The organism is Rhizobium sp. Leaf384, from assembly GCF_001424065.1.
Taxonomy (GTDB): Bacteria; Pseudomonadota; Alphaproteobacteria; order Rhizobiales; family Rhizobiaceae; genus Ferranicluibacter.
Genome location: NZ_LMQE01000008.1, coordinates 294,741 through 318,946, shown reverse-complemented (window position 1 = coordinate 318,946; position 24,206 = coordinate 294,741). Strand labels below are relative to the sequence as shown.

At 62.2% G+C, this 24,206-nt stretch carries 21 protein-coding genes; 15 read left to right on the top strand and 6 right to left on the bottom strand.

Going from position 1 to position 24,206, the window contains the following annotated elements; translation table 11 throughout:
• The first annotated feature begins 24 nt into the window (after positions 1 to 24).
• The 12 genes from ASG25_RS19250 (at position 25) to lpdA (ending at position 13,901) form a co-directional block, all read left to right on the top strand.
• Entirely contained in the window at positions 25 to 804 is a 780-nt protein-coding gene (locus ASG25_RS19250) for a succinate dehydrogenase iron-sulfur subunit (RefSeq protein WP_062477884.1), read from the top strand.
• Positions 805 to 964: 160 nt separating this feature from the next.
• The gene (locus ASG25_RS19245; RefSeq protein WP_062478166.1) at positions 965 to 1,510 is read left to right on the top strand and encodes a protease inhibitor Inh/omp19 family protein; all 546 of its coding nucleotides are present in this window, start codon (positions 965 to 967) and stop codon (positions 1,508 to 1,510) included.
• A gap of 77 nt (positions 1,511 to 1,587) precedes the next feature.
• A complete protein-coding gene (zapE, locus tag ASG25_RS19240; protein ID WP_062477881.1) occupies positions 1,588 to 2,742 on the top strand; it encodes a cell division protein ZapE in 1,155 nt (384 codons plus the stop codon).
• A gap of 189 nt (positions 2,743 to 2,931) precedes the next feature.
• Complete coding sequence (gene mdh / locus ASG25_RS19235) at positions 2,932 to 3,894, top strand: malate dehydrogenase (RefSeq protein ID WP_062477877.1); 963 nt, start codon at positions 2,932 to 2,934, stop codon at positions 3,892 to 3,894.
• 45 nt (positions 3,895 to 3,939) lie between these two features.
• Entirely contained in the window at positions 3,940 to 5,136 is a 1,197-nt protein-coding gene (gene sucC / locus ASG25_RS19230) for an ADP-forming succinate--CoA ligase subunit beta (RefSeq protein WP_062477874.1), read from the top strand.
• A gap of 4 nt (positions 5,137 to 5,140) precedes the next feature.
• Positions 5,141 to 5,518: a hypothetical protein gene (locus ASG25_RS19225; protein WP_062477871.1), complete on the top strand. Its 378-nt coding sequence runs from the start codon at positions 5,141 to 5,143 to the stop codon at positions 5,516 to 5,518.
• Positions 5,519 to 5,521: 3 nt separating this feature from the next.
• Entirely contained in the window at positions 5,522 to 6,424 is a 903-nt protein-coding gene (gene sucD, locus ASG25_RS19220) for a succinate--CoA ligase subunit alpha (RefSeq protein ID WP_062477869.1), read from the top strand.
• 219 nt (positions 6,425 to 6,643) lie between these two features.
• Positions 6,644 to 9,640, top strand: coding sequence for a 2-oxoglutarate dehydrogenase E1 component (locus ASG25_RS19215; protein ID WP_062477865.1), 2,997 nt, complete (start codon positions 6,644 to 6,646; stop codon positions 9,638 to 9,640).
• Positions 9,641 to 9,888: 248 nt separating this feature from the next.
• Complete coding sequence (gene odhB / locus ASG25_RS19210) at positions 9,889 to 11,166, top strand: 2-oxoglutarate dehydrogenase complex dihydrolipoyllysine-residue succinyltransferase (protein WP_062477861.1); 1,278 nt, start codon at positions 9,889 to 9,891, stop codon at positions 11,164 to 11,166.
• Between the two features lie 60 nt (positions 11,167 to 11,226).
• Positions 11,227 to 11,640 carry an MAPEG family protein gene (locus tag ASG25_RS19205; protein WP_062477858.1) on the top strand — a complete coding sequence of 138 codons (414 nt, stop codon included), beginning with the start codon at positions 11,227 to 11,229 and terminating at the stop codon, positions 11,638 to 11,640.
• 95 nt (positions 11,641 to 11,735) lie between these two features.
• A complete protein-coding gene (locus ASG25_RS19200) occupies positions 11,736 to 12,386 on the top strand; it encodes a LysE family transporter (RefSeq protein WP_062478163.1) in 651 nt (216 codons plus the stop codon).
• A gap of 111 nt (positions 12,387 to 12,497) precedes the next feature.
• Complete coding sequence (gene lpdA / locus ASG25_RS19195; RefSeq protein ID WP_062477855.1) at positions 12,498 to 13,901, top strand: dihydrolipoyl dehydrogenase; 1,404 nt, start codon at positions 12,498 to 12,500, stop codon at positions 13,899 to 13,901.
• A 95-nt stretch (positions 13,902 to 13,996) separates the two neighbouring features.
• Here lpdA and ASG25_RS19190 read toward each other — a convergent pair whose 3' ends face one another.
• Both ASG25_RS19190 and ASG25_RS19185 read right to left on the bottom strand, forming a co-directional pair.
• Positions 13,997 to 15,478: an NAD-dependent succinate-semialdehyde dehydrogenase gene (locus ASG25_RS19190; protein ID WP_062477852.1), complete on the bottom strand. Its 1,482-nt coding sequence runs from the start codon at positions 15,476 to 15,478 to the stop codon at positions 13,997 to 13,999.
• Positions 15,479 to 15,480: 2 nt separating this feature from the next.
• Positions 15,481 to 16,761 (bottom strand): 4-aminobutyrate--2-oxoglutarate transaminase, encoded by a 1,281-nt coding sequence (locus tag ASG25_RS19185; RefSeq protein ID WP_062477849.1) that lies wholly within the window; start codon positions 16,759 to 16,761, stop codon positions 15,481 to 15,483.
• A gap of 137 nt (positions 16,762 to 16,898) precedes the next feature.
• Between ASG25_RS19185 and ASG25_RS19180 the strand changes: the two genes are divergently transcribed.
• Complete coding sequence (locus ASG25_RS19180; protein WP_062477847.1) at positions 16,899 to 17,726, top strand: MerR family transcriptional regulator; 828 nt, start codon at positions 16,899 to 16,901, stop codon at positions 17,724 to 17,726.
• 24 nt (positions 17,727 to 17,750) lie between these two features.
• On the opposite strand, the gene ASG25_RS19175 is transcribed toward ASG25_RS19180, so the two are convergent.
• Complete coding sequence (locus ASG25_RS19175; protein ID WP_062478160.1) at positions 17,751 to 18,302, bottom strand: L,D-transpeptidase family protein; 552 nt, start codon at positions 18,300 to 18,302, stop codon at positions 17,751 to 17,753.
• 273 nt (positions 18,303 to 18,575) lie between these two features.
• Between ASG25_RS19175 and ASG25_RS19170 the strand changes: the two genes are divergently transcribed.
• Both ASG25_RS19170 and ASG25_RS19165 read left to right on the top strand, forming a co-directional pair.
• On the top strand, positions 18,576 to 19,259 hold the full coding sequence (locus ASG25_RS19170) for a response regulator transcription factor (RefSeq protein WP_062477844.1): 684 nt from the start codon (positions 18,576 to 18,578) through the stop codon (positions 19,257 to 19,259).
• A 54-nt stretch (positions 19,260 to 19,313) separates the two neighbouring features.
• Complete coding sequence (locus tag ASG25_RS19165) at positions 19,314 to 19,769, top strand: cyclic nucleotide-binding domain-containing protein (protein WP_062477842.1); 456 nt, start codon at positions 19,314 to 19,316, stop codon at positions 19,767 to 19,769.
• A gap of 3 nt (positions 19,770 to 19,772) precedes the next feature.
• Here ASG25_RS19165 and ASG25_RS19160 read toward each other — a convergent pair whose 3' ends face one another.
• The 3 genes from ASG25_RS19160 to ASG25_RS19150 all read right to left on the bottom strand — a co-directional run bounded on the left by ASG25_RS19160 (position 19,773) and on the right by ASG25_RS19150 (position 24,141).
• The gene (locus tag ASG25_RS19160) at positions 19,773 to 20,579 is read right to left on the bottom strand and encodes an exodeoxyribonuclease III (RefSeq protein WP_062477839.1); all 807 of its coding nucleotides are present in this window, start codon (positions 20,577 to 20,579) and stop codon (positions 19,773 to 19,775) included.
• 80 nt (positions 20,580 to 20,659) lie between these two features.
• Positions 20,660 to 21,322, bottom strand: a complete 663-nt coding sequence (locus ASG25_RS19155) for an outer membrane lipoprotein carrier protein LolA (protein WP_062477836.1) — start codon at positions 21,320 to 21,322, stop codon at positions 20,660 to 20,662.
• A gap of 176 nt (positions 21,323 to 21,498) precedes the next feature.
• Positions 21,499 to 24,141, bottom strand: coding sequence for a DNA translocase FtsK (locus ASG25_RS19150; protein ID WP_062477833.1), 2,643 nt, complete (start codon positions 24,139 to 24,141; stop codon positions 21,499 to 21,501).
• Between the last annotated feature and the right edge of the window lie 65 nt (positions 24,142 to 24,206).

The following is a 24,206-nucleotide window of genomic DNA, read 5'->3' as shown; positions in this document are numbered from 1 at the left end:
GAAGCCCGGTCAAGGAAAACGAATATGGTTGAACTTGCACTTCCCAAGAACTCGCAGATGACCGAAGGCAAGGTGTGGCCGAAGCCTGCCGGCGCCACGAACACCCGCGAATTCCGCGTCTATCGGTGGAGCCCCGACGACGGCAAGAACCCGTCGATCGACACGTTCTTCATCGACGTCGACGATTGCGGCCCGATGGTTCTCGATGCCCTGCTCTACATCAAGAACAAGATCGATCCGACGCTGACCCTGCGGCGTTCCTGCCGCGAGGGGATCTGCGGATCCTGCGCCATGAACATCGACGGCACCAACACGCTGGCATGTACCAAAGGCATGGACGACGTGAAGGGGGCGGTGAAGGTCTATCCCCTTCCCCACATGCCGGTCGTCAAGGATCTCGTGCCGGACCTCACCAACTTCTATGCCCAGCATCGCTCGATCGAACCTTGGCTCAAGACCGTGTCGCCGGCACCGGCCAAGGAATGGAAGCAGAGCCACGATGATCGTGCCAAGCTGGACGGTCTCTACGAGTGCATTCTCTGCGCCTGCTGTTCGGCGTCCTGCCCCAGCTACTGGTGGAACGGCGATCGTTATCTCGGTCCGGCCGTCCTTCTCCAGGCATATCGCTGGCTGATCGACAGCCGTGACGAGGCCAAGGGGGAGCGTCTGGACAATCTGGAAGATCCGTTCCGCCTTTACCGCTGCCACACGATCATGAACTGCGCCCAGACCTGTCCCAAGGGCCTCAACCCGGCCAAGGCCATCGGTGAGATCAAGAAGATGATGGTCGAGCGCCGCGTCTGACCGAGGGTTCGAACGGCGAATACGCCGTCTGGCGCTTCGTCTACGCCACAGGGCTGTAGGAAAGAACGTTTTTTGGCAGCTTTAAAGGTCGATTAACCTTAATCCGGCCTATATCTGTCCCGAACGTTCAATTTTCATGCGAGACGACCGGGAGTTCGAAATGCGGGCATATCATGTTGCGGCGGGTCTAGCGGCGGTGCTGGCGCTTTCAGGATGCCAGCGCACCTCAGTGGGCGCCTTCGACCAGCGCGATGTGGGCCCTGCACCCCTGCAAGCACAACCCGTACCCTCGGTCTCCGGCGGCGCCTTGCCGCCCCCGACAAGTGGCGACGCATCCCAGTTCCCGGCAGCACCCGTCAACCAGACGGCCGCACTCGGCAGTCCGCAGGTTCCCGGCGGCGCGCCCGCCGCGCCGGCCGCTTCTCTCGACGTCACCAAGGAATCCATGGTCGGTAACTGGCGCGTCGCCAATGGCGGCAGTTCCTGTGACATGTTCCTGACGCTGACCAATCTCGGCTCGGGTTCGCGCGGCGGCACCCGCGGCTGCGCCGGCGAGCTGACGCAGATGGGGTCCTGGGAAGTGGCAGGCAAGCAGGTCGTCCTGAAGGATCGCAACGGCAATGCCTTGGCGCGCCTCTACAAGACCGCCGACGCCCGCTTCGACGGCCAGACCAATGGCGGCCAACCTGTCAGCCTGAGCCGCTGATCCCTGATGATCGCTTCGGTCGTCCCGACCGGCCAGCGTCATAGATAAACGGGGTCTGACGGCCAGGAAGGCTGCGCGTGCCAAACGCCGAAAATACCATTTCCAGACGGCTTGAGGCCTTGATCAACCAGGGCGAGATGCAGCGCGATCCGGCGCAACTGGCAATCGCCGCGCGCCTCGATCGGCTGTCCACCGATCTGGCCGCGAGCCGCGCGAGCCGGAAATCGAATGCGCTCGGCTGGCTTTTCGCATCGAAGCGCGATCAGCGACCGCCCATCAAGGGGGTCTACCTCTACGGTGGCGTCGGGCGTGGCAAGACCATGCTGATGGATCTCTTCTTCGACACCGTGCCGATCGCGCGAAAGCGTCGCGCGCATTTCCACGAATTCATGGCGGAGGTTCAGGACCGCATTTTCAAACATCGCCAGAAGCTCAAGAGCGGCGAGACAAAGGATGCTGATCCAATGCCTCCTGTTGCTGCCGATATCTACGCAGAAGCGCGCCTCCTGTGCTTCGACGAGTTTTCGGTCACCGACATCGCCGATGCAATGATCTTGTCGCGCCTGTTCGGTGAACTCTTCAAGAGGGGCTGCGTTCTCGTGGCCACGTCAAACGTCGAACCCGGCGATCTCTACCGCGACGGTCTCAATCGCGCCCTGTTCCTGCCCTTCGTGGATCTCCTGCGCGCCCATGCCGATGTCGTCCCTCTCGATACGGAAACAGACTATCGCCTGGAGAAGACCAGCGGCCTGCCTGTATGGTCGTCGCCCCTCAACGAGGCCTCGCGCAAGGCGCTCGATGCATCGTGGACAAAAGCGACATTAGGCCTGCATCCAGGACCGGTCGACCTGACCTTGAAAGGCCGAACAATCCATATTCCCGCGGCCGCGGGCGATTGCGCGCGTTTTTCCTTCGCTGACCTCTGCGCGCGTCCGCTCGGTGCAAACGATTACCTCACCATCCTGTCGCATTACCGCGTCATCTTCATCGATGATATCCCGCTGCTCAGCGCGGACCGGCGAAACGAGACGAAGCGGTTCATCATGCTGGTGGATACGATCTACGACCGCGGTGCGCGGTTGTTCGCAACGGCAGACGCGCGGCCGGAAGAGCTTCTGATCGTTCGGCGGGGGACGGAGGGCTTCGAGTTCGATCGGACGGTCTCGCGGTTGATCGAACTGCAAAGCAGCGAATACGCGGGTGCTCATGCTGCGAATGCGAAGAAATCATGACCGATTTTATGACGTTTACGTAAGAAAATATTGATCTAAACGATTGAAAAGACACGCTCCAAAAGTAGCAGTTGATATTTTCGGACGAGGCGACTAGTGCTTTCGCCTGTAAGGTTGGGTGCCGCCCGGAAACGCGGGAGTCGTGTCGCTGCAGACCTTGCCAGATTTGATCTCAAAGGAAGCACTTTCATGGCGCGCAACAAGATCGCACTTATCGGTTCCGGAATGATTGGCGGCACGCTGGCCCATCTGGCCGGACTGAAGGAACTGGGCGACATCGTTCTCTTCGACATTGCCGACGGCGTGCCTCAGGGCAAGGGCCTCGACATCGCGCAGTCCTCGCCCGTGGAAGGCTTCAACGCCAACCTGACCGGTGCGAGCGACTATGCTGCGATCGAAGGCGCCGACGTGTGCATCGTCACCGCTGGTGTTGCCCGCAAGCCCGGCATGAGCCGCGATGATCTGCTCGGCATCAACCTCAAGGTCATGGAACAGGTCGGCGCCGGCATCAAGAAATACGCTCCGAACGCCTTCGTTATCTGCATCACCAACCCGCTCGACGCGATGGTCTGGGCTCTGCAGAAGTTCTCGGGCCTTCCCAAGAACATGGTCGTCGGGATGGCCGGCGTGCTCGACAGCGCCCGCTTCCGCCTCTTCCTTAGCCAGGAATTCAACGTCTCCGTCCAGGACGTCACGGCCTTCGTCCTCGGCGGCCACGGCGACACGATGGTTCCGCTTGCCCGCTACTCCACGATCGGCGGCATTCCGCTGACGGACCTCGTCAAGATGGGCTGGGTCACCAAGGAGCGTCTGGAAGAGATCATCCAGCGCACACGGGATGGCGGTGCCGAAATCGTTGGTCTGCTGAAGACCGGATCGGCCTATTACGCGCCGGCTGCCTCTGCGATCGAGATGGCCGAATCCTTCCTCAAGGACAAGAAGCGCGTCCTTCCTTGTGCGGCCCACCTCTCGGGCCAGTACGGCGTGAACGACATGTATGTCGGCGTTCCCACCATCATCGGTGCCGGCGGTATCGAGCGCATCATCGAAGTCGAATTCACAAAGGCCGAACAGGAAGCCTTCGACAAGTCCGTGGCTGCGGTTGCCGGTCTTTGCGAAGCTTGCGTCGGTATCGCTCCGAGCCTGAAGTAATCTTTCCGGCATCAGACAGCCCGACATCAGACAGGAAAATTTCCCATGAACATTCATGAATATCAGGCCAAGGCTCTTCTAAAGAGCTTTGGCGCTCCAGTGGCCGAAGGTGTCGCGATCTTCTCGGCCGACGAGGCAGAGGCCGCAGCGAAGTCTCTTCCCGGCCCGCTCTACGTCGTGAAAAGCCAGATCCATGCCGGCGGTCGGGGCAAGGGCAAGTTCAAGGAACTCGGCCCCGACGCCAAGGGCGGCGTGCGGCTGGCAAAGACAATCGAGGAAGCCGTTTCCCACGCGAAGGAAATGCTCGGCAACACCCTCGTCACCAAGCAGACCGGCGATGCCGGAAAGCAGGTGAACCGCCTCTATATCGAGGACGGTGCCGACATCGACCGCGAGCTCTACCTCTCCATTCTCGTGGACCGCGCCGTCGGACAGGTTTCCTTCGTGGTCTCCACGGAAGGCGGCATGGACATCGAGACCGTTGCCCATGACACGCCGGAAAAGATCATCAACGTCGCGATCGATCCGGTTGCCGGCGTCACCGCTGAGAACCTCGATACCCTCACCACGGCGCTGAAGCTCGAAGGCGAAGCCAAGGCTGACGGCGAGCGTCTGTTCCCGATCCTCTACAAGGCTTTCATCGAGAAGGACATGAGCCTGCTCGAGGTCAACCCGCTGATCGTCATGACCAACGGTCGCCTGCGCGTTCTCGACGCCAAGATGTCGTTCGATGGCAACGCCCTCTTCCGCCACGAAGACGTCGTCGCGCTTCGCGACAAGACCGAGGAAGACGAGAAGGAAATCGAGGCGTCCAAATATGACCTCGCCTATGTCGCCCTCGACGGCAACATCGGTTGCATGGTCAACGGTGCCGGCCTTGCCATGGCAACCATGGACATCATCAAGCTCTACGGCGCCGAGCCCGCAAACTTCCTCGACGTCGGCGGCGGTGCCACGAAGGAAAAGGTGACTGCAGCCTTCAAGATCATCACCGCCGATCCGGCCGTGAAAGGCATCCTCGTCAACATCTTCGGCGGCATCATGAAGTGCGACGTGATTGCCGAAGGCGTGATCGCGGCCGTGAAGGATGTCGGTCTCACCGTACCGCTCGTCGTGCGTCTCGAAGGCACGAACGTCGATCTCGGCAAGAAGATCATCAACGAGAGCGGCCTCAACGTCATCTCCGCCGATGATCTCGATGACGCCGCGCAGAAGATCGTCGCTGCCGTGAAGGAAGCCTGATCTCATGAGCGGTGCAAAAAAGACGGTCAATCGCCAATCCTTCGGCCCGAACGAAACCGATATCAATCTTTGCTACTTCGTCTGCTGGGACACCACGCCGGACCTCGACGACGAGGCTGCCGATCGATGGGCGCATTTCACGCATGACGACGACGCCGTCGAGTTCTTCAAGCTGAAGTCGAAGGACGACACGCTGTATGTCTGGAAGGGTGAGCTCGGCATCTCGAAGGCCGACAAGCAATTCGACTGGTTCCAGACCCATTGGTCGAAGAACCTCAACAGCCATCACGACGAAAAATCGACATCCGGCAAGGGTTACCGCTGGTCCAACGGCGCCTTCGAAGAATTTGATTCCCTCGAATTCGAGGAAGAGGAAAACTGATCCATGTCCATTCTCATCAATAAAGACACCAAGATCCTCGTTCAGGGTCTGACGGGCAAGACAGGCACCTTCCATACCGAACAGGCGCTTGCCTATCACGGCACGAAGATGGTCGGCGGGATCAACCCGAAGAAGGGCGGCGAAACCTGGGAAGGGTCCAAGGGCGAGACGCTGCCGATCTTCGCGACCGTTGCCGAGGGCAAGGAACAGACCGGTGCCGACGCTTCGGTCATCTATGTTCCCCCGGCGGGCGCTGCCGCCGCCATCATCGAAGCGATCGACGCGGAAATTCCGCTGATCGTCTGCATCACCGAAGGCATTCCGGTGGCCGACATGGTCAAGGTCAAGGCGCGCCTGGACGCGTCGAAGTCCCGCCTGATCGGCCCGAATTGCCCTGGCGTCATGACGCCGAACGAATGCAAGATCGGCATCATGCCGGGCAACATCTTCAAGAAGGGCTCTGTCGGCGTTCTCTCGCGCTCGGGCACGCTTACCTATGAAGCGGTGTTCCAGACGACGAACGAAGGCCTCGGCCAGACGACTGCTGTCGGTATCGGCGGCGATCCGGTCAAGGGCACGGAGTTCATCGACGTGCTTGAGATGTTCCTGGCCGACGACGAGACGAAGTCGATCATCATGATCGGCGAAATCGGCGGCTCCGCCGAGGAGGAAGCCGCGCAGTTCCTCATGGACGAGGCCAAGCGTGGCCGGAAAAAGCCGATGGTCGGGTTCATCGCCGGCCGCACCGCACCTCCCGGCCGCACCATGGGCCACGCCGGCGCCGTGATCTCCGGCGGCAAGGGTGGTGCAGAAGACAAGATCGCCGCCATGGAACGGGCCGGCATCCGCGTTTCGCCCTCCCCGGCCCGCCTCGGCAAGACCCTGGTGGAAGTCCTGAAGGGCTGATGCAATCTCGAGGGACGGCCGGCCATTGGCGTCGGGCGTCCCTCAACCCATCTAAGGTACACGGCAGTCAAGGCCCCGCCCTGTGGTTCTGCCAAAGAAATGACACGCGCTCGGCCGTATTGGATGGCCGTCGCACAGTCGGCCCAGGACGGCACGTTGCAGAGTCCAGGGCCGCATCCAACAAGTCAGGAGGCGGACGGACAGGTCCGCGATAAAACCATGGCAAGGCAAGAGGCCAACGAGCAATTTCAACTGACGTCCTTTCTGGACGGCGCCAATGCGAGCTACATCGAGCAGCTCCATGCGCGCTACGAGGCCGACCCATTGTCGGTTTCGGGCGAGTGGCAGTCTTTCTTCAAGGCGTTGGCCGACAATCCCGAAGACGTCGCGAAGGCCGCCAAGGGCGCTTCGTGGAAGAAGCCGAACTGGCCTCTGACGCCCCGCGACGACCTCACGTCGGCGCTCGACGGCGATTGGGGCACGGTCGAGAAGGTCATCGAGAAGAAGGTCCAGGCGAAAGCCGAGGCCAAGGCGGAAGCGACCGGGGTCCCTGCCTCGCCTGCCGACGTGCATCAGTCGACCCGCGACAGCATCCGCGCGATCATGCTGATCCGCGCCTACCGCATGCGCGGCCATCTGCACGCCAAGCTCGACCCGCTGCAGATCGCAGCCCCGGTCGATGATTACCATGAGCTGTCCCCGTCCAATTACGGCTTTGAAGCCGGCGACATGGATCGCAAGATCTTCCTCGATAACGTGCTCGGGCTCGAATACGCTACGATGCGCGAGATCGTCGATATCCTCGAGCGGACCTATTGCTCGACGCTTGGCGTCGAGTTCATGCACATCTCCGATCCGGAAATCAAAGCCTGGATTCAGGAACGCATCGAGGGTCCCGCCAAGGGCGTCGAGTTCACGCCGGAGGGGAAGAAGGCAATTCTCTCCAAGCTGATCGAGGCCGAAGGCTTCGAGCAGTTCATCGACGTCAAGTACAAGGGCACCAAGCGCTTCGGTCTCGACGGGGGCGAGTCCCTGATCCCAGCGCTTGAGCAGATCATCAAGCGCGGCGGCCAGGAAGGGATGAAGGAAATCATTCTGGGCATGGCGCACCGGGGCCGCCTCAACGTTCTCACCAACGTCATGGGCAAGCCGCATCGCGCTGTCTTCCACGAGTTCAAGGGCGGCTCCGCCGCGCCTGACGACGTTGAAGGCTCCGGCGACGTGAAGTACCACCTCGGCGCCTCCTCGGACCGTGAATTCGACGGCAACAAGGTGCACCTGTCGCTGACGGCGAACCCGTCGCACCTGGAAATCGTCAATCCCGTGGTCATGGGCAAGGCGCGCGCCAAGCAGGACCAGATGGCGACGGTCTTTGAAGGCGACGTGATTCCGCTCAAGGAACGCTCGAAGGTCCTGCCGCTGCTGCTGCACGGAGATGCGGCCTTCGCCGGCCAGGGTGTGACGGCCGAAATCCTCGGCCTTTCCGGTCTGCGTGGCCACCGCGTTGGCGGAACGCTGCACTTCATCATCAACAACCAGATCGGCTTCACCACCAATCCGGCCTTCTCGCGCTCGTCGCCCTACCCTTCCGACGTCGCGAAGATGATCGAGGCGCCGATCTTCCACGTCAACGGTGACGATCCGGAAGCGGTGGTCTATGCCGCAAAGATCGCAATCGAATTCCGCATGAGGTTCCACAAGCCGGTTGTGGTCGACATGTTCTGCTACCGTCGCTTCGGCCATAACGAGGGGGACGAGCCGTCCTTCACGCAGCCGAAGATGTACAAGGTCATCCGTGGCCATAAGACGGTTGTCCAGCTCTATGGCGAACGCCTGATCGCCGAAGGCCTGATCACCGACGGCGAACTGGAAAAGATGAAGGCCGACTGGCGTGCCCGCCTCGAGCAGGAATTCGAGGCCGGCCAGTCCTACAAGCCTAATAAGGCCGACTGGCTGGATGGTGCCTGGTCGGGCCTGCGCACCGCCGACAATCAGGACGAACAGCGCCGTGGCAAGACCTCGGTGCCGATGAAATCGCTGAAGGAGATCGGGCGCAAGCTTTCGGAGGTTCCCGAAGGCTTCAACGTTCACAAGACGATCCAGCGCTTCATGGACAACCGCGCCAACATGATCCAGACGGGCGAAGGCATCGACTGGGCGATGGCGGAGGCGCTCGCCTTCGGTTCGCTCGCCGTCGAAGGCACGAAGATCCGCCTGTCCGGCCAGGATTGCGAGCGCGGCACCTTCTCCCAGCGCCATACCGTCCTCTACGATCAGCAGACGGAAGAGCGTTACATTCCGCTCGCCAACCTCTCGCCCACCCAGGCGCGCTACGAAGTGATCAACTCGATGCTGTCGGAAGAAGCCGTTCTCGGCTTCGAATACGGCTACTCGCTCGCCCGCCCGAACGCATTGACGCTCTGGGAAGCCCAGTTCGGCGACTTCGCCAACGGTGCGCAGGTTGTCTTCGACCAGTTCATCTCGTCGGGCGAACGCAAATGGCTGCGGATGTCCGGTCTCGTCTGCCTGCTGCCGCACGGCTACGAAGGCCAGGGCCCGGAACACTCCTCCGCCCGCCTCGAGCGCTGGCTCCAGATGTGCGCGGAAGACAACATGCAGGTCGTCAACGTCACGACGCCGGCAAACTACTTCCACGTTCTGCGCCGGCAGATGAAGCGCGACTTCCGCAAGCCGCTGATCATCATGACGCCAAAGTCGCTTCTGCGGCACAAGCGGGCCATTTCCAACCTGTCGGAAATGGCCGGCGAGACGTCGTTCCACCGTCTCTTGTGGGATGACGCGGAGGTCATCAAGGATGGCCCGATCAAGCTCCAGAAGGATGCAAAGATCCGTCGTGTCGTGCTCTGCTCCGGCAAGGTCTATTACGACCTTCTCGAAGAGCGTGAAAAGCGGGGCATCGACGATATCTACCTGCTGCGTCTGGAACAGCTTTATCCGTTCCCGGCCAAGGCGCTGATCAACGAGCTCAGCCGTTTCCGCAATGCGGAAATGGTCTGGTGCCAGGAAGAGCCGAAGAACATGGGGTCCTGGTCGTTCATCGATCCCTATCTCGAATGGGTCCTGGCCCATATCGATGCGAAGTACCAGCGGGTACGCTACACCGGCCGCCCGGCCGCAGCCTCGCCGGCAACCGGCCTGATGTCAAAGCATCTTGCCCAGCTTGCCGCCTTCCTCGAAGACGCGCTCGGAGGCTGACGCGTCGATATGGGTTTCCCTTCCATCATCCCCATCATCCCTACCCGGAACGGTTGGACCGCTGCTCCCGCAGCGGATCTACCCGATCTGGCGGGGTGGTGGGGGCGTCGACCCACCACCGGCCCTGCGCAGGGCCGGTTCCAAGGGCGGAACGCCGTTTCGCCCCGCTCCGCTTCCTCACATCTTCCCTTTCCAGGCGCGACTGACCGGTCCGGCAGCAACGCCTGCAACATCAGGACGTTTTAACAATGGCAACCGAAATCCGCGTGCCCACCCTGGGTGAATCCGTCAGCGAAGCCACGATCGGCACCTGGTTCAAGAAGGTAGGCGACACCGTGAACGCCGACGAGCCGTTGCTGGAGCTCGAAACCGACAAGGTCACGATCGAGGTTCCCGCGCCGTCCTCCGGCACGCTTTCGGAAATCGTGGCCAATGAGGGCGATACGGTCGGTCTCGGCGCGCTTCTCGGCCAGATCGCTGAAGGTGCAGGCGCTGGCGCCGCCCCGGCCGCAAAGCCTGCCGAAACCTCGGCCCCTGCCCAGACCGCGGAGAAGCCTACAGCCGAAGCGGCTGGCGCTTCCGCCTCTTCCCCGTCTTCCTCCTCGCCGTCTTCCTCCTCCTCGTCTTCCATGCCGCCAGCCCCTGCTGCCGCCAAGATGCTCGCGGAGAACAACGCCTCGGCAGACGATATCGATGGTTCCGGCAAGCGCGGCCAGGTTCTCAAGGGCGATGTCATTGCGGCCGTCAATCGCGGCCTTCAGGCACCGGCTGCACCTGCCGAACCGGCCAAAGCCCCGGCCCGCGGCCCTTCGAATGCTGCGGACGCGCCGCGCGAAGAGCGCGTGAAGATGACGCGCCTGCGCCAGACCATCGCCAAGCGCCTCAAGGACGCCCAGAACACGGCCGCCATGCTGACCACCTATAACGAGGTGGACATGAAGGCCGTGATGGACCTGCGGACCAAGTACAAGGACGTCTTCGAGAAGAAGCACGGCGTCAAGCTCGGTTTCATGGGCTTCTTCACCAAGGCCGTCACCCACGCGCTGAAGGAACTGCCGGCCGTCAACGCCGAGATCGACGGCACGGATCTGGTCTACAAGAATTTCTGCCACGTCGGCATGGCTGTCGGCACCGACAAGGGTCTCGTGGTTCCCGTGATTCGCGACGCGGACCAGATGTCGATCGCCCAGATCGAAAAGGAACTCGGCCGCCTTGCCAAGGCTGCACGTGACGGCTCGCTGTCGATGGCCGACATGCAGGGCGGTACCTTCACGATCACCAATGGCGGCGTTTACGGCTCGTTGATGTCCTCTCCGATCCTCAACGCCCCGCAGTCCGGCATCCTCGGCATGCACAAGATCCAGGATCGTCCCGTGGTCGTCGGTGGCCAGATCGTCATCCGTCCGATGATGTATCTCGCCCTCTCTTACGATCACCGCATCGTGGACGGCAAGGAGGCCGTTACCTTCCTCGTGCGCGTCAAGGAAAGCCTTGAAGATCCGGAACGCCTCGTTCTCGATCTCTAGGAGCCCATCGCAAGGCCCGCCCGCTACGGGTGGGCCTTTGCCTGACTGAAAGAGACTGTCATGGAACCTACCGTCATTGCCCCCTCGCCGTTTCCAGCGCTCGTTGCCTGGAGCGTTGTGCTGCTCGTCATCCAGATTTGCCTGCATGCCATGCTGGTCACGCGCGAACTGGGCTCTGGTTGGAATGCTGGCCCGCGCGACGGCGACAAGCAGGCGAAAGGCGTTCTGGCCGGCCGAGCGGGGCGCGCGTCCAAAAACCTCCAGGAGACCTATCCGGCCTTCGTCGGCCTGGCCCTTGGTCTTGCAATCACCGGCGACCCGTCCGGCTGGGGACTTGTTGGCGCGTGGATCTGGTTTGCCTGCCGCATCGTCTACATCCCGCTCTATCTTGCAGGCATCCCCTATATCCGCTCGCTCGCCTGGCTCGGCTCTCTCGTCGGCCTTGGCATGATGGGGCTTGTCCTGGTGTTCTGAGGCTCCAAGCTTCGCGCCGGGTTGCCCGATCCTTAAGTGCGACGGTTCTGATAGCCGGGCGCCGCCATTGCCGGAGACGCATGATGGAACTGTCCCTGCATCCTTATCTCTTCGAACTCACATCGCTGATGGCTATCTTCGTCTTCGGCATCATCTCGCCCGGCGCGGATTTTGCCATGGTCATGCGTCAGTCGATCCTGCACGGACGCCGCGCGGCGATACTTACCTCTTTCGGTGTGGGGACATCGTTGATGTTTCACGTCACCTATACGATCCTCGGACTCGGGCTCGTCATTTCGCAGTCGATCGCCCTGTTCAACATCGTCAAATGGTGCGGCGTCGCCTACCTGCTTTACATTGGTGCGAAGGCGCTGCGGTCAAAGCCGGTACAAGACGTCGACGCATCGGCGCCGGCCCAGACCGCGCCAGCCACCCGCAGCACACAGTCCGCTTTCAAGGCGTTCGGCCTCGGCTTTGCCGCCAATGCGCTCAACCCGAAACCGGTCTTCTTTTTCCTCTCGATCTTTTCGACCGTGGTCAGCGCGCACACGCCGGTTACCGTCAAGTTTGGCTATGGCCTCGTCATGGCGAGCTGCCTCATCCTGTGGTTCGTTGCCGTCAGCCTGTTCATGACGACTCCTGCCATGCGGGCGCGTTTTGCCCGTATCAGCCATTGGATCGACCGTGCGAGCGGCATGGTCTTCATTGCGCTCGGCCTGAAACTCGCAACCGAGAAGGCCGCCTGAGCCGACGGTCTCACGGCGCGCCCTGCTCGACAGTCACATCCGGCAGCCGCTTCAGCGGCCGCCAGCATCAACATCGGCGGCCCGACACGGCTGCACACGGAAGGACAAATCATGGCTTATGACGTCGTCATCATCGGAACCGGCCCCGGCGGCTATGTCGCCGCCATCAAGGCAGCCCAGCTCGGCCTCAAGGTCGCCGTTGTCGAAAAGCGCGCGACCTATGGCGGCACCTGCCTCAACATCGGCTGCATTCCCTCCAAGGCGCTGCTGCATGCATCCGAGATGTTCCACGCCGCCAGACACATGGACAGTCTCGGCATCGAGGTCGAGGCCCCGCGCCTCAACCTGCCGAAGATGATGGAGCACAAGGACGCGACGGTGAAATCGAACGTCGAAGGCGTGGCGTTCCTGTTCAAGAAGAACAAGATCGACGCCATCCAAGGCACGGGTCGCATCGCCGGTGCCGGAAAGGTCGTCGTCACCAACGAGGCCGGCGAAGAGCAGACCGTCGAAACCAGGAACATCGTCATCGCCACCGGCTCCGACGTCGCCGGCATCCCGGGCGTTCCCGTCGAGATCGACGAGACGGTGATCGTCTCCTCCACCGGCGGCATCGCGCTGGAGAAGGTTCCCGGCACCATGGTCGTGGTTGGCGGCGGGGTTATCGGCCTCGAACTCGGCTCTGTCTGGGCCCGCCTGGGCGCGCAGGTCACCGTTGTCGAATATCTCGACAACATCCTCGGCGGCATGGATGGCGAAGTCTCCAAGCAGTTCCAGAGGATTCTCGCCAAGCAGGGCATCACCTTCAACCTTGGCGCCAAGGTCACCGGCGTGGCGCGCGAAGGCGACGGCGCAACGGTCACGTTCGAGCCTGTAAAGGGCGGCGAGGCGCAGACGATTTCGGCCGACGTGGTTCTGGTGGCGACAGGCCGCAAACCCTACACGGCAGGCCTTGGTCTCGAGGAAGCGGGCGTAGCGCTCGACAATCGCGGCCGCGTGGAGATCGACGGTCACTTCAAGACGAATGTCGATGGCATCTACGCCATCGGCGACGTCGTACGCGGGCCGATGCTTGCCCACAAGGCAGAAGACGAAGGCGTCGCGCTGGCCGAGATCCTGGCCGGCCAGGCCGGCCATGTGAACTATGACGTCATTCCTGGCGTCGTCTACACCCAGCCGGAAGTCGCCTCCGTTGGCAAGACAGAGGAAGAGCTGAAGAGTGCCGGTGTCGCCTACAAGGTCGGCAAGTTCCCCTTCACCGCCAATGGTCGCGCCCGCGCCATGCAGGCCGTCGACGGCTTCGTGAAGATTCTGGCCGACAAGGAAACCGACCGCGTTCTGGGCGGCCACATCATCGGCTTCGGCGCCGGCGAGATGATCCACGAAATCGCCGTCCTCATGGAATTCGGCGGCTCCTCGGAGGATCTCGGCCGCACCTGCCACGCCCATCCCACCATGTCCGAAGCCGTCAAGGAAGCCGCGCTCGCGACCTTCTTCAAGCCGATCCATATGTAGGGGAAAGCCGGATGGACCTGTCCGAGCATCTATCCTGAAAAGAAAAAGCGGGCGTCGAGAGGCGCCCGCTTTTTGTTATCGATGACCCGGCGACGTCACACGCTGAGGCAGAGATACTTGACCTCGATGTAGTCTTCGATCCCGTACTTCGAGCCCTCGCGGCCTTGGCCGGACTGCTTGATGCCGCCGAAGGGTGCGACTTCGGTGGAAATCAGGCCGGTATTGATGCCGACCATGCCGTATTCGAGCTCTTCCGCCACGCGGAAGATCTTGGAGATGTCCCGCGCGTAGAAATAGGCTGCCAGGCCGAATTCCGTGTCGTTGGCCATGGCGATCACCTCCTCTTCCGTTTCGAAGCGGAACAGCGGCGCGACGGGACCGAAGGTTTCCTCGCGTGCGAGCTTCATCTCCGGCGTCACGCCGGTCAGGATCGTCGGCTGGAAGAACAGATCACCCTTGTCCGTATCGCGCGCGCCACCAACGGCAATCGACGCGCCCTTGGCGACGGCATCGGCGATGTGATCCTCGACCTTGGCCAGCGCCTTGTCCGAGATCAGCGGCCCGGCACTGACGTTCGGCTCGAAGCCGCCGCCGACCTTGATGGCCCGCACCTTGGCGGCCAGCTTTTCGGCGAAGGCGTCATAGATTCTCGACTGCACATAGAGACGATTGGCGCAGACGCAGGTCTGCCCGTTGTTGCGATATTTCGAGATCATCGCGCCTTCGACCGCCGCATCGAGATCGGCATCATCGAACACGATGAAGGGCGCATTGCCGCCAAGCTCCAGTCCGAGCTTCATCACCTGCCCTGCCGACTGCCGGAACAGGATCTTGCCGACATTGGTAGAGCCGGTGAAGGTCAGCTTGCGCACCTTGTCGCTCTCACACATTTCAAGCCCGACCGCGGCCGAATCGGTCGACAGGACGACGCTGAAGAGCCCGGCCGGAAGGCCCGCCCGCTCGGCAAGGATTGCCAACGCCAGAGCCGAGAGCGGCGTCTCGGCGGCCGGCTTCGACACGATCGCGCAACCGGCGGCCAGCGCCGGCGCAACCTTGCGGGCGAGCATCGCGTTCGGAAAATTCCAGGGTGTGATGGCGGCGACCACGCCGATCGGCTGCTTGACGACGATGATCCGCTTGTCGGGCTGGTGCCCGGGGATCGTGTCGCCATAGACGCGCTTGGCCTCCTCCCCGAACCACTCGACATAGGAGGCGCCGTAAAGCACCTCGCCCTTCGCCTCGGCCAGCGGCTTGCCCATCTCGGTCGTCAGAATGACGGCGAGGTCGTCTGCATTGGCAACAAGGAGATCGTATAGCCGGCGAAGGATCTGAGCCCGCTCTTTGGCCGTCTTGCGTGCCCAGGCTTTCTGCGCCTTGTGGGCGACGTCGATCGCGTGCGCCGTTTCGGTGCGCCCCATATCCGGAAGCGTAGCGACATGGGCACCGGTTGCCGGATCGAGCACGTCGAATGTCTTGCCGTCGGCAGAGGCAGCGACCCAGTCGGCGCCGATCAGCGCCTTGTCGGTTGCAAGACTCGGATCTTTCAGCTTGGCGAGAAGATCGGGTGAAAGGCTCATGTTCAGGCTCCCTTGACGCAGTCGCGCAGCGTGTCCTCGAGGATATCCAGCGCTTCCGTGAAGATATGATCCTGGATTGTGATCGGCGAGAGGAAGCGGATGACATTTCCGTAGACGCCGCACGTCAGCAGGATCAACCCCTTCTCCAGAGCCCGTGCACGGACCCTGTTCGTAAAGTCGGCATCCGGCGTATGGGTCCCCGGCACATTAAACTCCACCGCATTCATGAAGCCAGGGCCCCGGATATCGACAATCTGGGGCACGAAGTCCTTGAACGACTGCAGGCGCTGTTTCAACCGCGCGCCCAGCTGCTCGGCACGTTCGCAAAGTGCCTCGTCGTCGATGACATCAAGCACGGCGAGACCGGCCGCGATGCCGATTGGGCTGCCGCCATAGGTGCCGCCGAGGCCGCCGGGGCCAGGCGCATCCATGATATCGGCACGCCCGGTGACGGCCGCGATCGGAAACCCGCCGCCCAGCCCTTTCGCCATCGTCGTGAGATCGGCAACGACGGGATAATGCTCCATGGCAAACATCCGGCCCGTACGGGCAAAGCCGGTCTGCACCTCATCGGCAATGAGAAGAATGCCATGCCGGTCGGCGAGCTCGCGCAGAGCGATCATCAGCGCCTTGGGCACTTCGTAGAAGCCGCCTTCCCCCTGCACCGGCTCGACGATGAAAGCTGCGACCCGCGCCGGGTCGACATCCGCCTTGAACAACCGGTCGAGCACGGCCAGCGACGCCTCGACTGTCATGCCGTGCAGTTCGGCGGGAAAGGGGACATGAAACACATCCGGCATCATGGCGCCGAATCCGGCTTTATAGGGCGCCACCTTGCCGGTCAGGGCCATGCCCATGAACGTCCGTCCATGGAAGCCGCCCGAAAACGCGATCACGGCGGACCGCTTGGTCGCAGCCCGGGCGATCTTCACGGCGTTCTCCACCGCTTCGGCGCCCGTGGTGACGAACACCGTCTTCTTCTCGAAATCGCCGGGAACCAGCGCGTTCAGCCGCTCGGCAAGGCGCACATAGTTTTCGTAAGGGACGACCTGATGGCAGGTATGCGTAAAGCGATCGAGCTGATCCTTCACAGCGGCGATCACGCGCGGGTGCCGGTGCCCCGTGTTGACGACGGCGATGCCGGCGGCAAAGTCAATGAAGCGCTTTCCCTCGATGTCCCAGATCTCGGCATTCTCGGCGCGCTCGGCGTAAACCTGCGTGGTCACGCCGACGCCGCGCGATATGGCAGCGCTACGGCGGTCGGCAACTTCGACGTTCAACATGGCATCATCCCCTCTGGCACGAGGCGCCCTCGCACCCCAACGGTTCGTTTCTCAAAATACCTATATTTTTTCTGTAGAGTTTGCAATCCCGGTCCGTCCGGCTATGAGAGATCTTTTGCAGACGCAGGCCGCTCGCCATGGACGACATTCGCTTCAAGATCACGGAAGCCGCGCGCATGATCGGTGTGTCCGCATCGACGCTGCGTCTGTGGGAAAGCCAGGGGCTGATCGAGCCCCTGCGATCGGCGACGGGTCAGCGGCTCTTCGATCAGGCGCTGATGGATCGGCTGAAAACGATCGGCTGGCTGCGCACGGAAAAAGGTCTCAATCCTGCTGCCATCCGCGAGGTTCTCAAGGACGAGGCAGAAACGTCGATTGCGGGGGAAGCGACCACTGCGCCGCAGATCGACGCGATAACCGTATCTTCCATCGGCCCGAAGATCCGCCATCTGCGCCGAGAGGCGGGTCGAACGCTGCAGAGCGTGGCGGACGAAACCGGCATCGCGCTGTCCCTGCTCTCGTCTTTCGAACGGATTTCCCAGGGATTGTCCCTGCCGGCGCTGCACGCGCTTGCCGCCTGCTTCGGCACGACCCTGTCCGCCCTGTCGGGTCAGGAAGGTGGCGAACATCGGCAGTCGCTCGTGCGTGCCGGCCAATGGAACGCCTGGCCCGCGACCGCCTCCGGCGTCACCATCCAGCCCCTGGCGGAAGGGCGGCACCAGATGGAATGCCACCGGTTCGTTCTTGCACCCGGCGCCTCCAGTGAAGGCGCCTATCGGCATGACGGCGAGGAATTCCTGCATGTCCTGCAGGGAAGGATGCAGATCGTGCTCGACGGCGACCAGTTCTTCGACCTTTCAGCCGGTGACAGTTTCTACTTCGAAAGCACCCGCTTCCACGCCTGGCGCAACCTCTCCGAGGCCGAGACCGTGCTGATCTGGATCAACACGCCGGCGACATTCTGAAGATCCTGTCCTTAGCGGCGGCCGCTATCCGAGCACCTTCACGCGCGTGCCCTTGCGCGCGAACGCAAGGATCCGTCGCATGGCCGGCAGGGTGACGGCGATGCAGCCCTCTGTCGGTTGGTAGCCCGGCCGAACGAGATGGAAGAAGATGGCCGAACCTCCGTTGCGACGGCGGACGCGGATGTTCCAGTCCATCACGAGGCAGACGTCATAAAGGCCGTCTGCGCGCATCAGGGTTTCGTGCCGCCCCGCGAAAGGCGCTGTGACAGGCCGGTTGTAGCACGCATGATCGGGCGCATCGCACCAGAGCATATCGCGCCGCATGTGCGTCAGGGAAAGACGGGTCGCAGGCGGGACCATCCTGTCAGCCCTGACATAGCCACCGAGCAGAGGCATGGCTGCGATCGGCGTGGCGCCGTCCCCCTCGCGCTTGCGCGCGGTCATGCCACCGCGACCGATTGCCGCCTGCTCGGTTCGCCCCGCGAAAGAAACCAGCGCGCGGGTGCGGCTCCCCGGAGCGCGGCGGACCGCGATCGTGCCGGAAGAAGAGAAGGGCTTTGCCGGGATCTTGCGCATGAGGCTCACAGGAATGTGCATGGGTCGTGATGGTGCGGGCCTATCATGACATGTTAGCTAGGGTCCGTCAGCGGAAGCGTGTCATCTTCGCGGTGGAATTCGCGCCTTGAGGTGACAGCGAAGGCAGCAGGCACGTGCCGAGATCGCCCCTCGCCGGCACGGTGGCCATCCCGGATGGACGAGGTATCGTGAGACACGTCTCCAAGGGACCCGGTGCTTGCCAAGTCCGCCGCGAGAGCTAATTTACGTAAGACGCCCAGGAGAAAACCGACCATGTCATCCCGTACCATTTTGCTTGTCGACGACGATGACGTCTTGCGCCAGACACTGGTCGAGCAACTCTCGCTTTACGAGGAATTTGTGATCCTCCAGGAGGCGACGGCCAGCAAGGGCGTGCAAACAGCACGCACCAGCACGGTGTCGCTGCTGATCATGGATGTCGGCCTGCCGGATATGGATGGTCGTGAGGCGGTCAAGCTCCTGCGCAAGGGCGGCTTCAAGGCGCCGATTATCATGCTCACCGGACACGACACGGATTCCGACACGATTCTCGGACTGGAAGCCGGCGCCAACGACTACGTTACGAAGCCATTCCGCTTCGCCGTGCTTTTGGCCCGTATCCGGGCGCAGTTGCGCCAGCACGAGCAGAGTGAGGACGCCACCTTCACCGTCGGCCCCTATACCTTCAAGCCCAGCCAGAAGCTGCTGACGCTCGAAAACGGGCAAAAGATCCGCCTAACGGAGAAGGAAGCGGCCATTATCCGTTATCTCTATCGCGCCGACCAGAAGGTCGTGACACGCGACGTTCTCCTTGAGGAAGTCTGGGGCTACAACTCCGGTGTCACCACCCACACGCTGGAAACGCACGTTTATCGTCTGCGCCAGAAAATCGAGCGCGACCCTTCCAATGCCGAGATTTTGGTGACAGAAAATGGCGGCTACAAGATCGTCCCGTAACAGAGGCTGACGATCGGCCGTCCGATCCTGGACGGCATTGGATCGGAGAGCTCCTTGGCGCTGAACGACGATATAGCCCTTCTCTCGATCGTCCCGCTCTTTGCGGAAATCGATGACGACAAGCTCCGCCTCATCGCTTTCGGGGCCGAACGTCGCAGACTGGTGCGAGGCCAGCAGCTGTTCCGCGAAGGGGCGCCGGCCGACTGCGCCTTTGCGGTGGCTGCCGGCCGACTGGCGTTGACGCGCACCACGGCGAGCGGCGGCTCCGAAACGATCGCCACGGTCGGCCGCGGTACGCTCCTGTCCGAGCTCGCAATGATTTCACTGGTGGAACGGAAATTCACGGCAACGGCAGAGGTCGAAACCGAGGTGATCCGCATCACCCGGCCGCTGTTTCATCGGATGCTGGAAGAATACCCGGATGTCGCCGCCCTGGTGGACAAGCGCATTCGCGACAATCTCAATGCGATGATCCATCGCGTCGGCAAGCTCGCCCCGCGTTTTCTCTGATTGTCAGAGGTCGAAGGTGGCAATCACCGGCACATGGTCGGAGGGGCGCTCCCATCCGCGGGCTTCCTTGACGATCTCCACCTGCCGGAGGCCGGCGGCAAGATCGGCGGATGACCAGATATGATCAAGGCGTCGTCCGCGGTCGGCCGCCTCCCAGTCCTTGGCCCGGTAGCTCCACCACGTATAAAGCTTTTCCGGCGAAGGCGTGTGCTGACGCATCAGGTCGACCCAGGCTCCGCCGGTCATCACCGTGTTCAGACCTTCGGTCTCTACCGGCGTATGACTGACAATCTTCAAAAGCTGCTTGTGCGACCAGACGTCGTGTTCGAGCGGCGCCACGTTGAGGTCGCCGACGAGAATGGAGGATATGCCGGCTTCGGCCTCTGCATGCAGGAGCTTCATTTCTTCCAGGAAATCGAGCTTGTGGCCGAACTTCTTGTTGATGGTCCGGTCCGGCTCGTCACCCCCGGCCGGCACATAGAAATTGTGAAGGCGGATGCGCTTGGATCCATGCGCGAAAACCACGGAAAGATGCCGTGCATCGCCCACGCCGCAATAGTCGCGGCGGTCCACGAGTTCGGTCAGAGGCAAGCGCGAAAGCGTGGCAACGCCGTGATAGCCTTTCTGCCCGTGCATCGCCATGTGCCCATAGCCAAGCGCTTCGAAGGCCTTCACCGGGAAAAGTTCGTTCGGGCATTTCGTTTCCTGCAGACACAGGATGTCCGGCTGAAACCGCACGAGGAAATCCGACACGAGCGGCAGGCGCAGGCGAACGGAATTGATGTTCCAGGTTGCGATCGACAATGTCATGATGTGCCTTCCGGAATGCAAAAAGGTCCCGCCGGGGGACCTTTAAGCAAGTTACGGACGCGGGACAAGCACGGGAGAGCCTACTTGCGGATCTCGTCATAGGGGATCCGGAAAACGGCATCGTCCATCGGCATGCCGGTCTTCACGTTGAAGATCATCACGGATGTGTCCTTCTTCTGCGGATCGGTGATCGTCCACTGGCGAAGGTCATAGGTTTTCGGATCGAACATCATCGTAATCGTGCTGTCGCCGAAGATCGAGCGGTCGCCGAGCACGATGGTGATCAGGTCCGTCTCCTCCTTCACGTCGCGCACGGTCTTGCCGGAGAGATCGATGGAGTTGGAGAGGAGCAGGTTGAGTGGCGTCTTCGACAGAGGATAGAGATCCCAGGTCTTGAGCTTCTGGTTGCCGATCACGACCGATTTGCCATCGGCGATGACGCGCATCGGAGACGGCGCCTCATAGTTGAAGCGGATGCGGCCCGGACGGCTGATGAAGAACTTTCCCCCCGTCTGCTCGCCCCGCGGGCCGAACTGGACGAACTCGCCGGTCATCGTCTTCACCGATGCGAAGTGATCCGCGATCTTCTGCGCGACGCCTGTGGACTGCGCAGCGGCAGGCTCGACCGGAAGGCCGAGGGTCGCCATCACGCCAAAGACCGCCACGCCTGCCACGAAGCTGCGCCGCGACAGGAGCGACCGATCCGCCTGTCCAAAAATGTCGGTCGTCCGTGTCTCTGTCATGGGAAACTCCTGTTCAATCTGTGCGAGATGTGGCGCGCAACTGCGGCACCTTCAAGACCGGCCGGCAAGGCCTTTGACAAGACGTGGTGCTTTAAGCGCGCTGGCGCGAGCTCCGGCCCGGCCAAGCCGCTCTCGCCGAGCGGGCAAGCAGGGCCGGATGCCAAAGCCCAGCTTTGTTACCGCCCCGTGATCTCGTCTTCCGTCGGCACGAGGATCTCGCGCTTTCCGGCATGATTGGCGGCACCGATGATCCCTTCCTTCTCCATCCGCTCGATCAAGGAGGCGGCCCGGTTGTAGCCGATCCCGAGACGTCGCTGGACATAGGAGGTCGAGGCCTTGCCGTCCCGAAGGACGATCGCAACGGCCTGATCGTAGGGGTCGTCGGAGTCTGCGAGATTGCCCGTGCCGGCCGGACCGCCGCCATTGCCACCCTCGTCCTCTTCGCCGTCATCCTCGGTGATCGCGTCCAGATAATCCGGTGCGCCCTGCGTCTTCAGATACGACACGATCTGCTCGACCTCGTTGTCCGAAACGAACGGGCCATGGACGCGCTGGATACGCCCGCCGCCCGCCATGTAGAGCATGTCGCCCTGGCCGAGAAGCTGTTCGGCACCCTGCTCGCCGAGAATGGTCCGGCTGTCGATCTTCGACGTGACCTGGAAGGAGATCCGCGTCGGGAAGTTGGCCTTGATCGTTCCGGTGATGACATCGACCGAGGGACGCTGCGTTGCCATGATGACATGGATGCCGGCGGCACGGGCCATCTGGGCAAGCCGCTGCACGGCCCCTTCAATGTCCTTCCCGGCCACCATCATGAGATCGGCCATCTCGTCGATGATCACGACGATATAGGGCATCGGCTGCAGGTCGAACTCTTCCGTCTCGTAGGTCGCCTCGCCGGTCTGGCGGTCAAAGCCCGTCTGCACCGTGCGGCTGATCGCCTCGCCCTTTTCCAACGCTTGCTCGACGCGGGAATTGAAACCGTCGATGTTGCGCACGCCGATCTTCGACATCTTCTTGTAGCGCTCTTCCATCTCGCGCACGGTCCATTTCAGCGCCACGACGGCCTTCTTGGGATCGGTGACGACGGGCGAAAGCAGATGCGGAATGCCGTCATAGACGGAGAGCTCGAGCATCTTCGGGTCGATCATGATCAGCCGGCACTGCTCCGGCGTCATGCGATAGAGGATCGACAGGATCATCGTGTTGATTGCGACCGACTTTCCGGAACCGGTGGTGCCGGCCACGAGCAGATGCGGCATCTTGGCGATATCGGTGATGACGGGTTCGCCACCGATCGTCTTGCCAAGCGCCATGGCGAGCTTCGCCTTGCTTCCCTCGAAGTCGCGGCTGCCGATCAGCTCCCGCAGATAGACGGTCTCGCGGCGCTGGTTGGGCAGTTCGATACCGATGGCATTGCGGCCGGGCACGACGGCAACACGCGCGGCGATCGCGCTCATCGAACGCGCAATATCGTCGGCAAGCCCGATGACGCGGGACGACTTGATGCCCGGTGCCGGTTCGAGCTCATAAAGCGTGACGACGGGACCGGGGCGGACGTGAATGATCTCGCCCTTGACGCCGAAATCCTCGAGCACGCCTTCGAGCATGCGCGCATTCTGTTCCAGCGCGTCGGCCGAAAGCGTTGCGTCGCGTACCACGTTCTTCGGCTCGGCCAGGAATTCGAGCGGCGGCAGCGTGAAGGTTCCGTTGCCATGGCCGTGCCGCTCATAGGCAGGCTCGGGCGCACGCGGCCGCGGCTGTGCCGCCACCACACGTCCCGGGACCGGTGCGCGACGCGAGGCTGGTGCAAAGGCCATGTCGTCATCGCCGGACAGAAGCCCGGACGGCAACACATCGCCGGCATCGTCTGCATCGTCCTCGTCGGTGAAATCTGCATCGAAGCCAGGATCGATCGCCGTCACGCTGCGGCGCGGGGTCACCGGACCATCGAGCGAAGGCTCGACCCGGACGGTGGACTTGCGGCGGACCGGCTCGTTCAGCGTCCCGAATTCGTCATCGTTGAAATCATACGGCTCGTCAAAATCCTGCTCCGCTGCAGGTCGGCGGCGCGCAAGACCGAAGAGGCGACGGAAGCGGGCCTGCGTCGTATAGCGCATATGTGTGAAGGCCCCGGCAAGGAACAGCACGAACCCGCCTTCCGTCTCGTCGTCCTCGATCTCCTCGCGAACGGTCTTCGCCTTGCTCGGCGTCACCACGGGAACCTCTTCCTCGTCCGGATCGGCCACACCGAAGAGGCCGGCGGCGTAAACAAGAAAGACAGTTGCAGGGACGGCGATGATCGAGCCGAGAATGGTGGCGAGGGTGCCGGTCGGGTACTCTCCCGTGATGAGTGCGGGCAGACGCAGGATCATGTCGCCGAAGACACCGCCAAGACCGTTCGGCAACGGCCAGGTGACCGGCGCCGGGACGCAGGAGAGCGCCGCCGCAGCCAGGACCGAGCCGACAAACCAAGAGGCGGCACGCTTGACGATCTTGTCGAAAGGCTTGTTTCCAATGAGAACCAGCGCCCAGGCCAGAATCGGCAGCAGGGCCACGACACTGCCAATTCCGAAAAACTGCATCATCGCGTCGGCAAACGCCGCGCCGCCCGTGCCGAGAATGTTCGTCGGCGGATTTGATGTGGCGTAGGAAAAGCTGGGATCGGCCACGTTCCAGGTCGAAAGCGCCGCGACCGCCGCCATCAACAACGCAAAAAGCACGTAACCGGCGAGCGCTACCGATTGGCGCCACACGAAAGCCGACAGCACGAACCTGTCGGACCGGGTGTCGAATACCGCCTGATTGCTTCTAGCCATGGAAATCTGCCTGTCTTGCTCGCCGGAGCGCCCTGATCGTCCAAGGCGCAATGCGCCCCAGCCGC

Coding starts and splice junctions, on each gene's coding strand:
- ASG25_RS19250 (WP_062477884.1), top strand. CDS start 25: ATGGTTGAACTTGCACTTCCCAAGAACTCGCAGATGACCGAAGGCAAG.
- ASG25_RS19245 (WP_062478166.1), top strand. CDS start 965: ATGCGGGCATATCATGTTGCGGCGGGTCTAGCGGCGGTGCTGGCGCTT.
- mdh (WP_062477877.1), top strand. CDS start 2,932: ATGGCGCGCAACAAGATCGCACTTATCGGTTCCGGAATGATTGGCGGC.
- sucC (WP_062477874.1), top strand. CDS start 3,940: ATGAACATTCATGAATATCAGGCCAAGGCTCTTCTAAAGAGCTTTGGC.
- ASG25_RS19225 (WP_062477871.1), top strand. CDS start 5,141: ATGAGCGGTGCAAAAAAGACGGTCAATCGCCAATCCTTCGGCCCGAAC.
- sucD (WP_062477869.1), top strand. CDS start 5,522: ATGTCCATTCTCATCAATAAAGACACCAAGATCCTCGTTCAGGGTCTG.
- ASG25_RS19215 (WP_062477865.1), top strand. CDS start 6,644: ATGGCAAGGCAAGAGGCCAACGAGCAATTTCAACTGACGTCCTTTCTG.
- odhB (WP_062477861.1), top strand. CDS start 9,889: ATGGCAACCGAAATCCGCGTGCCCACCCTGGGTGAATCCGTCAGCGAA.
- ASG25_RS19205 (WP_062477858.1), top strand. CDS start 11,227: ATGGAACCTACCGTCATTGCCCCCTCGCCGTTTCCAGCGCTCGTTGCC.
- lpdA (WP_062477855.1), top strand. CDS start 12,498: ATGGCTTATGACGTCGTCATCATCGGAACCGGCCCCGGCGGCTATGTC.
- ASG25_RS19190 (WP_062477852.1), bottom strand. CDS start 15,478: ATGAGCCTTTCACCCGATCTTCTCGCCAAGCTGAAAGATCCGAGTCTT.
- ASG25_RS19185 (WP_062477849.1), bottom strand. CDS start 16,761: ATGTTGAACGTCGAAGTTGCCGACCGCCGTAGCGCTGCCATATCGCGC.
- ASG25_RS19180 (WP_062477847.1), top strand. CDS start 16,899: ATGGACGACATTCGCTTCAAGATCACGGAAGCCGCGCGCATGATCGGT.
- ASG25_RS19175 (WP_062478160.1), bottom strand. CDS start 18,302: ATGCGCAAGATCCCGGCAAAGCCCTTCTCTTCTTCCGGCACGATCGCG.
- ASG25_RS19170 (WP_062477844.1), top strand. CDS start 18,576: ATGTCATCCCGTACCATTTTGCTTGTCGACGACGATGACGTCTTGCGC.
- ASG25_RS19160 (WP_062477839.1), bottom strand. CDS start 20,579: ATGACATTGTCGATCGCAACCTGGAACATCAATTCCGTTCGCCTGCGC.
- ASG25_RS19155 (WP_062477836.1), bottom strand. CDS start 21,322: ATGACAGAGACACGGACGACCGACATTTTTGGACAGGCGGATCGGTCG.
- ASG25_RS19150 (WP_062477833.1), bottom strand. CDS start 24,141: ATGGCTAGAAGCAATCAGGCGGTATTCGACACCCGGTCCGACAGGTTC.